This window comes from Actinomadura luteofluorescens, assembly GCF_013409365.1.
Taxonomy (GTDB): Bacteria; Actinomycetota; Actinomycetes; order Streptosporangiales; family Streptosporangiaceae; genus Spirillospora; species Spirillospora luteofluorescens.
In genome coordinates, this window is record NZ_JACCBA010000001.1 from 6,721,596 (window position 1) to 6,735,168 (window position 13,573).

The following is a 13,573-nucleotide window of genomic DNA, read 5'->3' on the forward strand; positions in this document are numbered from 1 at the left end:
ATAAACTGTCCGCCACCCGCGTCCGAGAGATCCACCGTGCCCCCGTACCTGCTAGGCCTGCGACTCGGCGGGCGACGCGTCCTCGTCGTCGGCGGGGGGCGGGTCGCCCAGCGCCGCGTGCCCGCCCTGCTGGACGCGGGCGCCGAGGTGGTCCTCGTGTCCCCCTCGGTCACCGCCACCCTGGAGGGGCTCGCCGAGCGCGGCCGGATCACCTGGCACCGGCGGGGCTACCGGCGCGGCGACTGCGCGGGCGCCTGGCTGGTGCAGGCCGTCACCGACGACGCCAAGGTCAACGGCGACGTGGTGGCGGAGGCCGACGCCGCGCGGATCTGGTCCGTCCGGGCCGACGACGCCGAGTCGTCCCCGGCCTGGACGCCCGCCAGCGGGCACGCGGGCGACGCGACCGTCGGGGTGCTGCTCGGCGGCGACCCGCGCCGCGCCGCCGGCATCCGCGACGCGGTGGTGGAGGGCCTGCGCGACGGTGCCCTGGAGTCCCGGCACTCCCGCACCAAGCCCGCGGGCGTCGCGCTCGTCGGCGGCGGGCCGGGCGACCCCGGCCTGATCACCGTGCGCGGCCGCCAGCTGCTCGCCATGGCCGACGTCGTCGTCACCGACCGGCTCGCCCCCGGCGGGCTGCTGGACGAGCTGGCCGCCGACGTCGAGGTCGTCGACGCCGCCAAGATCCCCTACGGCCGGACTGTCACCCAGGACCGCATCAACGAGTACCTGGTCGAGCACGCGCGGCAGGGCCGCTTCGTCGTCCGGCTCAAGGGCGGCGACCCGTTCGTGTTCGGGCGCGGCGGCGAGGAGGCCCTGTACTGCGCCCGCCACGGCGTCCCCGTCACGGTCGTCCCCGGCATCACCAGCGCGGTCGCCGTGCCGTCGGCCGCGGGCATCCCGGTCACCCACCGGGGCGTCGCGCAGGAGTTCCACGTCGTCTCCGCGCACGTCCCTCCCGGGCACCCCGACTCGACCGTCGACTGGGAGGCGCTGGCCCGCGCGAACGGCACGATCGTCCTGCTCATGGCGGTGGAGCGGATGGGGCTCATCGCGGCGGCCCTCATGCGCTATGGTCGGTCGTCCGGAACGCCGGTGGCCGTGGTGCAGGACGGCACCCTCCCCGGCCAGCGGGCGCTGACGGCGACGCTGGGCACGGTGGCCGACGAGATGGCCGCCGCAGATGTCCGGCCCCCGGCGATCGTGGTCGTGGGCGACGTGGTCAACGTGGCACGAGAGATCGACATGATTCGAGCGGACTTGGGACGGGATCCGTGACACCCCCCGCAGAGCAGAGCACGGTCCACGACGAGGAGGCCGGCGCCGGCTCGGGCCGGGCCGGCGAGCCCGCCCCCGACGAGGCCGCGGCGTCCGGCGAGACCACGGGCGGCGAGGACGCGTCCGAGAAGGACACGGGAGGCCGCGACACGGCACGCGAGAAGCAGACCTCGAAGGAGGGCGCGGGCGAGGACGACGCCGCCGCACCCGAGGGCGAGGCGACGGACGCCGAGAAGGCCGAGGCCAAGCCCAGGCGCGGGCGGCGGCGCGCCCCCAGGGCCGGCGCGACGGTCAACCGGGGCGAGCTGGTCCGCACCCTGACCGCGCTGCGCGAACAGCTCGGCGCGTTCGACCTCCTGCTGGACGTCCCCGGCGTCGAGCAGGCCCGCGAAGCCCGCGACGAACTGCGCGCCCAGCTCGTCGACTACGTCCTGCCGCGCGTCCAGGCCTCCGGCGCCCCCATGCTCGTGGTGCTCGGCGGCTCCACCGGCGCGGGCAAGTCCACCCTGGTCAACACGCTCGTCGGCGCCCGCGTCAGCGCGACCGGCGTGCTGCGCCCCACCACCAGCAGCCCGATCCTCGTCTGCCACCCCGACCACGTGCGGTGGTTCATGGAGGGGCCGATGCTGCCCGGCATGGGACGGGTCCGCGGCCCCGCGCCCGACGCCATCGCGGGCGACCAGCTGGTCGTCATCGCCAGCGACGTCCTGCCGCCCGGCCTCGCCCTGCTCGACAGCCCCGACTTCGACTCGGTCTTCGAGGACCACTACGAGTTCGCGACCAAGCTGATGGCCGCCGCCGACCTGTGGCTGTGCGTCACCACCGCCGCCCGGTACGCCGACGCCCAGGTCTGGCAGATGCTCCAGCGCGCCAAGGAGAACGGCGCCACGATCGGCGTCGTGCTGTCGCGCGTCCCGCAGGGCGCGGGCGCCGGCGGCGGCGAGATCGTCGAGCACTTCGCCGAGATGCTCGACGAGCACGAGGTCGGCGACGCGCGCCGCTTCACCATCCCCGAGACCCGGATCGAGGAGAGCCGCCTCCCCGAGGAGACCGTCGAGGACATCCGCGACTGGCTGACCGGCGTCGCCGAGGACGCCGAGGACCGCGAGATCGTCGTCAGCGACACCCTCGCCGCCGTCCTGGACAGCTTCCGCACCCGCGTCCCCGAGCTCGCCCGCCAGGTCGAGGCGCAGGTCGAGCGGCGCACCGAGCTCGCCAGGGAGGTCGAGGCCGGATACGGCACCGCCCTCGCCGAACTGGACGAGGCGACCCGCAACGGCTCGCTGCTGCGCGGCGAGGTGCTCGCCCGCTGGCAGGACTTCGCCGGCACCGGCGACCTGCTGCGCGCCCTGCACGTCCAGCGGTCCCGGCGCGGCCGCGCCGCGAACCGCCGGCACCGCAGCCCGGCCCGGGTGCGCGCCCTCAAGGCGGCGCTGCGCAGCGGGCTGGAATCGCTGATCATGGCGTCCGCCGAGCACGGCGCCGAGCAGGCCATGGCCCGCTGGCGCGAGCACCCGGCGGGCGAGCAGGTCCTCGCCGGCGCCGACGCCGGCCTCGGGCACGTCTCCCCGGAGCTGTCGCGCCGCGTCACCCGGGCCGTCAGCGCCTGGCAGGACCACGTCCAGGAGCTGATCCGCACCCACGGCGTCACCAAGCGCTCGGTCGCGAAGCTGGTCTCGTTCGACACCGAGGCGGTCTCGCTCGTCCTGATGATCGGCCTGCTCGGGTACGGGACGTCCGACGTGGCCGTGGAGGGCGGCAACAGCGCCGTGCCGCAGCGGCTGCTGAAGGCCCTGTTCGGCGCCGAGTCCCTGCGCGGCATGGGCGCCAAGGCCCGCGCCGACCTGCGCAGCCGCATCGGGATGCTGTTCGACGAGGAGGCCATCCGCTTCGGCCAGGTGCTCGACTCCGCCGGCATCCCCGACGAGACCGTTCCCGTCCAGCTGTACCAGGCCACCTACAACCTCGAGGTTGCCCGATGACCACCTCGGCCATCCCCGCGAACTCCCCCGCGGGAACCGGCGAGACCCCGCTCCCCGCCGCGCCCGTACCGGGCGCCCCCGCCGAGCCCGCCGGCCCGCCCGGGCTGGTCGAGCGGCTCGACGGGCTCGACCGGCTCGTCCAGGCGGGCCTCGGACGGCTCGACAAGCCCGTCCTCGACGACGCCGACGCGCTGCTGCGGCGCGCCGGGCAGCGGCTGCGGCTGTCGGGCGACCACACCGTGGTCACCCTGGCCGGAGGCACGGGCAGCGGCAAGTCCTCGCTGTTCAACGCGATCTGCGGGCTCGAACTGTCGCCGACCGGGATGCGCCGCCCGATGACGTCGCAGGCCCACGCCTGCGTCTGGGGGCTGGACGGCGCCGGCCCCCTCCTGGACTGGCTCGACGTCGACAAGCGCCACCGCTACGCCCGCGCCAGCGCCCTCGACCTGGAGCGCGCCGACGCCACCCTCCAGGGCCTCGTCCTGATCGATCTGCCCGACCACGACTCCATCCAGGCGATGCACCGCGCCGAGGTCGACCGGTTCGTCACCATCGCCGACCTGCTGGTCTGGGTCGTCGACCCGCAGAAGTACGCCGACGCGGCCCTGCACCGCAACTACATCGTCCCGTTCGCCCGGCACGCCGGCGTCACCCTGATAGTCCTCAACCAGGTCGACCGGCTCGCCCCGCACGAGATCGACGACTGCGTCGCCGACCTGCGCCGCCTGCTGGAGGCCGAGGGGCTCGCCGACCCGCGGATCGTCACCACCTCCGCGGTCGCCGAGGACGGCGTGCACGGCTTCCGCGACACCCTCGTCGACACCGTCGCCGCCCGCCGCGCCCGCACCGAGCGGCTGTCGGCCGACGTCGACCGCGCCGCCGAGCGGTTCACCGGCTACCGCCTCGACGCCGAGCCTCCCGTCACCGTCGACGACGGCCGCAAGGCCGAGCTCCTGCAGGCCCTCACCGACGCCGCGGGCGCGCCCGCCGTCGCCGAGGCCATGGAGAGCGCCTACGAGCTGCGCGCCGCCGACTTCATCGGCTGGCCCGTCACCGCCATGGTCACCCGGCTGCGGTCCGACCCGCTGCGCCGGATGCGCCTCACCGAGCTGCGCGAGGAGCTGCGCAACGCCTTCACCGGCCCGATCGGCGCCCAGCAGGGCGACGTCGACAACGCGCTCCAGAGTGTCGCCGAGGGCGTCACCGCCGAGCTCCCGCCGCACTGGGGCCGCTCCGTCCGCACCGCGGCCCGCTCCCACGCCGCCGAGATCCCGGAGGCCCTAGGCGAGTCCCTCAAGGACGCCCTGCCCACGTTCAACGTGGTGCCGCGCTGGTGGTGGCTCGTCAAGACCTGGCAGTACTTCCTGGTCCTGGTCGCGGCCCTCAGCGTCGTGTGGATCGGCTTCCTCGTCGCCTACGGCCTGCTCGACCTCGGCGGCGACGACCCGGACGGACTCATCGGCCAGGCGGGCCTGATCCCGTACGTCGCCGTCCTGGTCGTCTGCACGCTCGGAATGGGCTGGCTCACCGCGTCCGCGTGCCGCAACATGGTCGCGCTGTCGTCCGCCAAACACGGCGAGAAGATGGAGCACCACATGCGCCAGGGCATCGAGCGCGTCGCGCGCGAGAAGGTGATCGTCCCCATCGAGGAGGACCTGGAGGTCTACGCCCGGTTCCGCCGGGACGTCGACGTCGCCCTCGGCCGCGGCTGAGTTATCCACAGTTCCGCGACCTCCGGCCCCGCCCGCCGCCGCTGAGCCACCGTTGTCCTCGTACGCGAGACAACGGAGGACGCGATGAACGAGGCGCACGTCACCATCACCGGCTGGGTAGCGGCCGAGCCCCGCTACGCCGTGACGGCCAACGGCCACCCCTTCCTGTCGCTGCGGGTGGGCTGCACGCCCCGCCGCTTCGACCGGCAGACCGGCCAATGGCAGGACGACGACTCCCTGTACGTCACGGTGAACTGCTGGCGCGGCCTGGCCGACAACGTCAACGCGTCCGACCTCCAGCGCGGCACGCCGATCCTGGTCACCGGCCGCCTGCGCATCCGCCAGTACGAACGCGACGACCAGTGGCGCTTCTCGGCCGAGGTCGAGGCCACCACCCTGGGCCCCGACCTGACCCGCGGCACCGTCGACTACCGCCCCGCCCAGCGCAGCGGCCCCCTCACCGACGAAGACCGCCAACTCGCCCGCGACGCCGCCGACGAATGGGCCCTGACCACCCCCACAGAAGAAGAGGAGCCCAAAGCCGCCTGACAGAGCCCCCCGACGGGGTCTGCCCGAGCCCGGCCGGTCATGCCACGGCCACACGTAGACGGCAGTGCCCCGCCACATGCGCTCACCTGCTCCATGGCGTCGCCATGGGCTCACCCCGGTCACCCGGCTGCGGAGCCGCTCGATGAGATCTGTCTGAGGCTGGCCGCTTATGGCGCGGCCGCGCGTAGGCGGCAGGTCTCGCCGCATGGGCTCCACCACCTACCTATGGCGTCGCCGTGGGCTCACCCCGGTCACGCGGCCTGCGGCGTTTGCGGGCTGGGGCTGGGGTGGGTGCGTTGTGGAGGTGGGCGGCCAGGTGCGGCCATTGGTTGGTCGCGGGGGTGGGGTGGGCAGGGGTGGTTGGTGGGTGAGATCGGAGGTGGGGCGGAAAGTGTTGGTGGGGGGAGTGTGAGCCGTGGGAGCGGTGAGCGCGCGCCCCGGCGTCGTCGGTGGCTTTCAGCTGGTCAGATCCAGGAAACGCCGCGCATGATGGTCCCCCTCAGGATGGTCGGGCCTCACTGATCAGCGGGCCCGGATAACGGTGATCAGAACGGTCACCCGCATGTGCGTTCCCGAACGTACCTGTTTCACGCCCGTTCCGCACACGTTGCAACTATCGTGTTACACAACGTGATGTGCGTAAGGGGGAAGGATGACGGCAGTGCAGTCGTCCGCCGAGGAGCGTGGTGGGGAGCTGGTCCGCAGGCCGAGGCGCAGGGCGCGACTTGGGCGTCCGTCCCTGCTCGTGGTCTACGTGCCGGTGGTCGTCGCCGTCCATCTGTGCCTCATCGTCGCGGGGCTGGTGGAGACCCCGTTCCGCGCCGACGATCTGATGACCTTCGGGTCCCTGCTGGCGTGCGGGGCCGTGTGCATCGAGGCGACGCGCAGGCTGGGCATGCCGGCGGGGGTCGCGCGCGACCTGCTGTCGGCCTGGTGGCTTCCGGTCGCGCTGCTGCTTCCGCCGGTGTACGCGCTGCTGATCCCGGTGCCGATGCAGGCGCTGCTGCAGTTCCGCGTCCGCCGCACGCTGATCTACAGGCGGGCGGTCGTCGCGGCCGCGCTCGGGATCGCCGGGGCGTGCGCGTCGGTGGTGTTCCACCGGGTGGTGGCCGATCCGCTGCAGGGGGCGCCGCAGTGGGTCGTCGAGAGCTACCCGGGCATCCCGGCGGCCGTCGGCTGCGCGGCGCTGTTCACGGTGGTGAACGCGGCGATCGTAGCGGTCGCCGCGCACGCTGCCGATCCCGAGAGCCGGTGGCGGGACGTCCTGTGGACGCGCGAGAGCCTCCTGCTCGACACGGTGGAACTCTGCGTCGGCATCCTGGTGGCGATCACGAGCGCCCTGTCGCTGGGGCTGCTCCTGCTGGCGCTCCCGCCGGTGATGCTCCTGCAGCGCAGCCTGATGCACCAGCAGCTCCAGGCCGCCGCGCGCACCGACGCCAAGACGGGGCTGCTGAACGCCGCCGCGTGGCAGCGCGAGGCCGACACCGAGCTCTCCCGGGCCCAGCGCACCCACGACGCCGTCGCCCTCCTCCTGATCGACATCGACCACTTCAAGCGCGTCAACGACACCCACGGCCACCTGGTCGGCGACCAGGTGCTGGTGGGGGTGGCCAGCACCCTGTGCCACCAGCTGCGCGACTACGACGTGGTGGGCCGCTTCGGGGGAGAGGAGTTCGTCGTCCTGCTGCCGGGCGCCGACACCGTGGAGGCCTGCCGCGTCGCCGAACGCCTCCGCGGCCGGGTGCGCCGCCTCGCCGTCCCCGCGGAGGAGGGCACCGTCACGGTCACGGTCTCGGTGGGGGTCTCGCTGTTCCGCACGCACGGCCATGACCTCCTGGAACTCATGACGGCGGCCGACCTCGCGCTCTACCGGGCGAAGTCCTCGGGGCGCGACCGGGTGTGCCTCCCCGCGCTGGAGGGGCCCAAGCCGTCCGGCAACTGAGGCGGCGACGCGAAAAACAGGTTCCAGTACCCCCTAGTCTTGAGGATATGGCCGAGTACATCTACACGATGCAGCGTGTGCGCAAGGCACATGGCGACAAGGTCGTCCTCGACGACGTCACCCTGCATTTCCTTCCGGGCGCGAAGATCGGCGTCCTGGGGCCCAACGGCACCGGTAAGTCGACGCTGCTGCGCATGATGGCCGGTCTGGAACAGCCTTCGAACGGCGACGCGCGCCTCATGCCCGGGTTCAGCGTGGGCATGTTGCAGCAGGAGCCGCCGCTGAACGAGGAAAAGGACGTCCTCGGGAACGTCCAGGAGGGCGTCGCCGAGACCAAGGCGCTGCTCGACCGGTTCAACGAGATCGCCGAGCAGATGGCGACGGACTACTCCGACGCGCTGATGGAGGAGATGGGCAAGCTGCAGGGGGAGCTTGACCATCGCAACGCCTGGGACCTCGACAGTCAGCTCGACCAGGCGATGGACGCGCTGCGCTGCCCGCCCGGCGACGCCGAGGTGTCGAAGCTGTCGGGTGGTGAGCGCCGGCGCGTCGCGCTGTGCAAGCTGCTGCTGGAGGCGCCCGACCTGCTGCTCCTGGACGAGCCCACCAACCACCTCGACGCGGAGAGCGTCCAGTGGCTGGAGCAGTTCCTCGCCAAGTACGAGGGCACCGTCCTGGCCGTCACGCACGACCGGTACTTCCTCGACAACGTGGCCACCTGGATCCTGGAGCTCGACCGGGGCCGCTGCTACCCCTACGAGGGCAACTACTCCGTCTACCTGGAGAAGAAGGCCGAGCGGCTCAAGGTCGAGGGCAACAAGGACGCCAAGCGCAAGAAGCGCCTCCAGGACGAGCTGGAGTGGGTCCGGTCGAACCCGAAGGCGCGCCAGACCAAGAGCAAGGCCCGCCTTGAGCGGTACGAGGAGATGGCCGCCGAGGCCGACAAGTACCGCAAGCTCGACTTCGAGGAGATCCAGATCCCGCCGGGCCCGCGCCTGGGCAACACGGTGATCGTCGCTGACAAGCTGAACAAGGGGTTCGGCGACCGGCTCCTGATGGACGACCTGACGTTCAACCTTCCCCCGAACGGGATCGTCGGCGTCATCGGCCCGAACGGCGTCGGCAAGACCACGCTCTTCCGCATGATCATCGGGGATGAGCAGCCGGACGCGGGCGATCTGCGGGTCGGCGAGACCGTCAAGATCTCCTACGTCGACCAGGGCCGCGGCGGCATCGACCCGAAGAAGACGGTGTGGGAGGTCGTCTCGGACGGCCTGGACCACATCAACGTCGGCCAGGTCGAGATGCCGTCCCGCGCGTACGTCGCGGCGTTCGGGTTCAAGGGCCCCGACCAGCAGAAGCCCTCCGGCGTGCTGTCCGGCGGCGAGCGCAACCGGCTCAACCTGGCGCTGACGCTCAAGCAGGGCGGCAACGTCCTGCTGCTGGACGAGCCGACCAACGACCTGGACACCGAGACCCTGTCCAGCCTGGAGAACGCCCTCCTGGAGTTCCCCGGGTGCGCCGTGATCACCTCGCACGACCGGTGGTTCCTGGACCGCATCGCCACGCACATCCTCGCGTGGGAGGAAGGCTCGAACTGGTTCTGGTTCGAGGGCAACTTCGCCGACTACGAGAAGAACAAGATCGAGCGGCTGGGCGCCGACGCCGCCCGCCCGCACCGGGTCACCCACCGCAAGCTCAAGCGAGACTGACCCAAACCTTTCCGAACGGCCGCGCGACCCCCACCCGCGCGGCCGTTCGCATTCCCACCAGAGGCGATCCCACCGGCGTTTCCGGGCGGAGGGGGCCTGTTGTTGTGAGGTGGGGAGTGGGGGGCCGGGGGCTGGCGGGCTTCGGGGGTGATGCTTGGGGGGCATCGAACGATGCGTTTTTCGTGTTGGACAGGTATCGATCGTGTCTCCTATCGTCCGGGTCAGGTAGTCGGGCCAAGCTAGGAGGACGGGGACGTTGGCGCAGCTCACCGGGCAGATGCTGATCGGGTCCGAGCGCGTCAGCGGGACGGGGAAGGCGATCTGCGCCGTCGATCCCCGTACCGGGGAACGTCTCGGGCCTGAGTACCGCTACGGCGGCGACGCCGAGGTGGAACGGGCCTGTGCCCTAGCGGAGGAGGCGTTCGACGCCTACCGCGAGACGGGCCCTGAGGAGCGTGCCGCGTTCCTCGATGCGATCGCCGGGAGGCTCGACGACCAGGCCGGCGAGCTCGTCCGGCGCGCCGCGTCCGAGACCGGGCTTCCCGTCGCCCGGCTGACCGGGGAGGTCGCGCGGACGTCGGGGCAGTTGCGCCTGTTCGCCTCCGACCTGCGCGCGGCGACGGTGCCCGGCTCCACCGCCCGCTACGGCGCGAACCCGCCGGGCGGCGCCGGTGTCGCGGCCGGGCCGGCGACGAGCGTCGACCCCGCGGGCGAGGGCGGCCCCGAGATCCGGCAGGGGCGGGTGCCGCTCGGGCCCGTCGCGGTCTTCGGGGCGAGCAACTTCCCGCTGGCGTTCTCGGTGGCGGGCGGCGACACCGCAGCCGCGCTCGCGGCGGGCTGCCCGGTGATCGTCAAGGCGCACGACGCCCATCCCGGCACCTGCGAGCTGGCCGGACGTGCCGTCGCGGAGGCCGCCGAGGAGGCGGGACTGCCCGAGGGCGTGTTCTCGATGCTGTACGGGGACGGGCCCACGCTCGGCATCGCGCTCGTCACCGACCCGCGGGTGGCGGCGGTCGGGTTCACCGGGTCGCGGAAGGCGGGCCTGGCGATCGCGAGGGCGGCGGCGGCCCGGCCGCGGCCGATCCCTGTCTACGCGGAGATGAGCAGCGTCAACCCGGTGTTCCTGCTGCCGGACGCGCTGGCGGAGCGTGCCGCCGAGCTGGCGGGGGAGTATGCCGGGTCGGTGACGCTCGGGGCCGGACAGTTCTGCACGAACCCGGGCCTCGTCTTCGCGGTCGACGGACCCGGTCTGGACGCCTTCCTGGACGCGGCGGCGACGGCGTTCGAGGCCGACCCCGGGGCTCCCATGCTGACGCGCGACCTGGCCCGCGCCTACGCCGAAGGTGTCGAGAGGCTCGAACGGCGGCCCGGCGTGGAGATCCTCGCGCGCGGCCGGGAGCCGGACGCGGTGGCCGGCTGCCAGGCGGCCCTCGCGGCCGTGGACGCCGGGGACTTCGGGCCGGACCTCCAGGAGGAGATCTTCGGCGCCTGCTCGCTGGTCGTCCGCTGCGCCGACCTCGACGAGGTGATCGGGCTGGCCCGCGGGCTGGAGGGCCAGCTCACGGCGACGGTCCACGGCGGGGGCGAGGCGGCGGCGCGGCTGCTGCCCGTCCTGGAACGGCTCGCCGGACGGATCCTGTGGGGCGGTTGGCCCACCGGCGTCCGGGTCGGGCACGCCATGGTGCACGGCGGGCCGTATCCGGCGACGTCCGACGAGCGGACGACGTCCGTCGGGAGCCTCGCCGTCGAGCGGTTCCAGCGGCCTATCGCCTACCAGGGGGTGCCGCGGTGAGCACGCCCGTCGTCACCGGGATGCGGGTGGTGCCGGTCGCGGGACACGACAGCATGCTGCTCAACCTGGGCGGCGCCCACGGGCCGTTCTTCACGCGGAACCTGGTGCTGCTCACCGACTCGTCGGGCAGCACGGGCGTAGGGGAGGTTCCGGGCGGCGAGGGCATCCGGCGGACGCTGGAGGACGCCCGTGACCTGGTGGTCGGCAAGCCCATCGGACGCTCGGACGAGATCCTCAACACCGTCCGCGCGACGTTCGGCCACCTGGACGCGGGCGGGCGGGGCCCCCTCACGCACGACACCAGGATCACCGTGCACGCGCTGAGCGCGATCGAGGCGGCGCTGCTCGATCTGATGGGGCGGTTCCTCGGCGTGCCGGTGGCGGCGCTGCTCGGCGACGGCGTCCAGCGCCGCTCGGTCCCGGTGCTCGGCTACCTCTTCTACGTCGGCGACCGCAACAGGACGGACCTTCCGTACGAGGCGCCGCCGGACGGGGCGGACGGCTGGCTGCGGGTGCGGCGGGAGGAGGCGCTGACGCCCGAGGCGATCGTCCGGCAGGCGGAGGCCGCGCGGGAGCGCTACGGGTTCGCCGACTTCAAGCTCAAGGGCGGCGTCCTGCACGGCGAGGAGGAGGCGCGGGCCGTGCGGGCGCTCGCCGAGCGGTTCCCCGGCGCCCGCGTCAACCTGGACCCGAACGGGGCCTGGTCGCTGGAGGAGGCCGTCCGGCTCGGCACCGCGCTGCGGGACGTCCTCGCCTACGCCGAGGATCCGTGCGGCGCCGAGCGCGGCTACTCGGGCCGGGAGACGATGGCCGAGTTCCGCCGCGCCACGGGCCTGCGCACCGCCACCAACATGATCGCGGTCGACTGGCGGCAGCTCGGCCACGCGATCCGGCTGGACGCGGTGGACATCCCCCTCGCCGACCCGCATTTCTGGACGATGCGCGGTTCGGTCCGGGTCGCGCAGCTCTGCGAGGCGTGGGGGCTGACCTGGGGGTCGCACTCCAACAACCACTTCGACGTGTCCCTGGCGATGTTCACCCACGTCGCCGCGGCCGCGCCCGGCGAGATCACCGCGATCGACACGCACTGGATCTGGCAGGACGGCCAGCGCCTCACGACCGACCCGCCGCGGATCATCGGCGGCGCGGTCGCGCTGCCCGAGGGCCCGGGGCTCGGCGTCGAGGTCGACGAGGAGCGGCTGGAGGCGGCGCACGACCTCTACGTCCGGTACGGGCTGGGCGACCGCGACGACGCCGCCGCGATGGAGTACCTGGTCCCGGGCTGGCGGTTCGACCCGAAGCGCCCCTGCCTCGTCAGGGGCTCCGCCCGCTCCGGGTAGCATCGGGCCGACCCCCGGTTCCCCGTAACCCAGGCGAGGACATGCAGCAGTTGCCCGCGGCCGAGTACCGCCACGTCTACGAATTCAAGATCCGGTTCGGTGACATCGACTCCCAGGGACACGTGAACAACGTCAAGTTCCTCGGCTACCTGGAGGACGCCCGGCTGGAGATGTTCCACGGCGACCCGGTGCGCAAGGGGGAGGAGCCCGTGCGCGGCATGGTGATCTCCCGGCACGAGATCGACTACCGGTACCCGCTGCTGCCGACCGTCTACCCGATCCGGGTGGAGACGTGGGTGACCGAGGCCCGCGCGGCGTCGTTCAAGCTGGCCTACGAGGTGCGGGACGACGACCACGTGTACGCCGAGGCGACCTCGACCCTCGTCGCGTTCGACGTGGAGGCGAACCGCCTGCGCCGCTTCACCCCGGAGGAACGGGAGTTCATCGGGCGGTACGTGGTGCCCCGGCCATGACGGCCCTCGCCGGTTCTCCGCCCGCGCTCGACGGCCGCCGGGCGGGGGTGCGGCTGCGCGCCGTCCAGATGGCGGACGCGGAGGCGCTGGCGGCGCTGTACCGGGAGAACCGCGCCTACCTGCGTCCCTGGGAACCGGAGCGGGGCGAGGCGTACTTCACCGTCGACGGCCAGCGCGCCAACCTGCGCGAGCTGGTCGAGGCGTACGCGGTGGAGGAGATGTGGCCGGGCGTGATCCTCGTCGACGGCGAGATCGCCGGTCGCATCACGCTCAACAACATCCTGCGCGGTCCGCTCCAGAGCTGCTTCGTCGGCTACTGGGTGGCGCGCGCGCACGCCGGAAGGGGCGTCGCCACCGAGGCGGTCAGGCAGGCACTGGACGTGGCGTTCGGCGCGCTCCTCCTGCACCGCGTTGAGGCGTTCACTAGGGTCGACAACCTCGCGTCCCAGCGCGTGCTCGAACGCAACGGCTTCACGCCCGTGGGGACGGCCCGCCGCCACATCCACCTGGACGGACGCTGGCACGACGAACGGCTCTTCGAACGACTGGCTCCCTGGGACGACGGGTTCACCCTCGTCCCTCCCGCCTGATCCCCGCCTCCCGGCCTGAGCGCCGCTCCTGATCTCCGCTCGCGGCCGTTCGCCGTTCCGGACGTGATCGAGGCCCACCGCGCCGCCCCGCGTTCTTCCAGCGTGTACGCCATTGCCTACCTGATCACGGTTCCGTCCCTCCTGGGCCTGTTTTCCGGTCCGATCGGGTGACAACCGACCCGTCACGGATAGGTAACAAGCCCAAC

The 13,573-nt window shown here is 72.8% G+C and carries 10 protein-coding genes; all 10 read left to right on the forward strand.

Translation table 11 applies throughout. The features are described from left to right. Window positions 1-36 precede the first annotated feature (36 nt). The 10 genes from cobA (at window position 37) to BJY14_RS31385 (ending at window position 13,367) form a co-directional block, all read left to right on the forward strand. The gene (gene cobA / locus BJY14_RS31340; protein WP_179846907.1) at window positions 37-1,275 is read left to right on the forward strand and encodes a uroporphyrinogen-III C-methyltransferase; all 1,239 of its coding nucleotides are present in this window, start codon (window positions 37-39) and stop codon (window positions 1,273-1,275) included. After that, entirely contained in the window at window positions 1,272-3,257 is a 1,986-nt protein-coding gene (locus BJY14_RS31345) for a GTPase family protein (RefSeq protein WP_312879485.1), read from the forward strand. Before cobA ends, BJY14_RS31345 begins: the two co-directional genes overlap by 4 nt. Then, complete coding sequence (locus tag BJY14_RS31350; protein WP_246396183.1) at window positions 3,254-4,969, forward strand: GTPase family protein; 1,716 nt, start codon at window positions 3,254-3,256, stop codon at window positions 4,967-4,969. The genes BJY14_RS31345 and BJY14_RS31350 overlap by 4 nt, the downstream gene beginning before the upstream one ends. 84 nt (window positions 4,970-5,053) lie before the next feature. Continuing rightward, a complete protein-coding gene (locus tag BJY14_RS31355; protein WP_179846908.1) occupies window positions 5,054-5,518 on the forward strand; it encodes a single-stranded DNA-binding protein in 465 nt (154 codons plus the stop codon). A gap of 652 nt (window positions 5,519-6,170) precedes the next feature. Beyond that, complete coding sequence (locus BJY14_RS31360; protein WP_179846909.1) at window positions 6,171-7,460, forward strand: GGDEF domain-containing protein; 1,290 nt, start codon at window positions 6,171-6,173, stop codon at window positions 7,458-7,460. Window positions 7,461-7,507: 47 nt separating this feature from the next. Continuing rightward, on the forward strand, window positions 7,508-9,172 hold the full coding sequence (gene ettA / locus BJY14_RS31365; protein ID WP_179846910.1) for an energy-dependent translational throttle protein EttA: 1,665 nt from the start codon (window positions 7,508-7,510) through the stop codon (window positions 9,170-9,172). A gap of 256 nt (window positions 9,173-9,428) precedes the next feature. Further along, the gene (locus BJY14_RS31370; protein WP_218905672.1) at window positions 9,429-10,964 is read left to right on the forward strand and encodes an aldehyde dehydrogenase (NADP(+)); all 1,536 of its coding nucleotides are present in this window, start codon (window positions 9,429-9,431) and stop codon (window positions 10,962-10,964) included. After that, on the forward strand, window positions 10,961-12,304 hold the full coding sequence (locus BJY14_RS31375) for an enolase C-terminal domain-like protein (RefSeq protein ID WP_312879486.1): 1,344 nt from the start codon (window positions 10,961-10,963) through the stop codon (window positions 12,302-12,304). Before BJY14_RS31370 ends, BJY14_RS31375 begins: the two co-directional genes overlap by 4 nt. 41 nt (window positions 12,305-12,345) lie before the next feature. Then, complete coding sequence (locus BJY14_RS31380; RefSeq protein WP_179846911.1) at window positions 12,346-12,777, forward strand: acyl-CoA thioesterase; 432 nt, start codon at window positions 12,346-12,348, stop codon at window positions 12,775-12,777. After that, window positions 12,774-13,367 carry a GNAT family N-acetyltransferase gene (locus tag BJY14_RS31385; protein WP_179846912.1) on the forward strand — a complete coding sequence of 198 codons (594 nt, stop codon included), beginning with the start codon at window positions 12,774-12,776 and terminating at the stop codon, window positions 13,365-13,367. The genes BJY14_RS31380 and BJY14_RS31385 overlap by 4 nt, the downstream gene beginning before the upstream one ends. Window positions 13,368-13,573 lie beyond the last annotated feature (206 nt).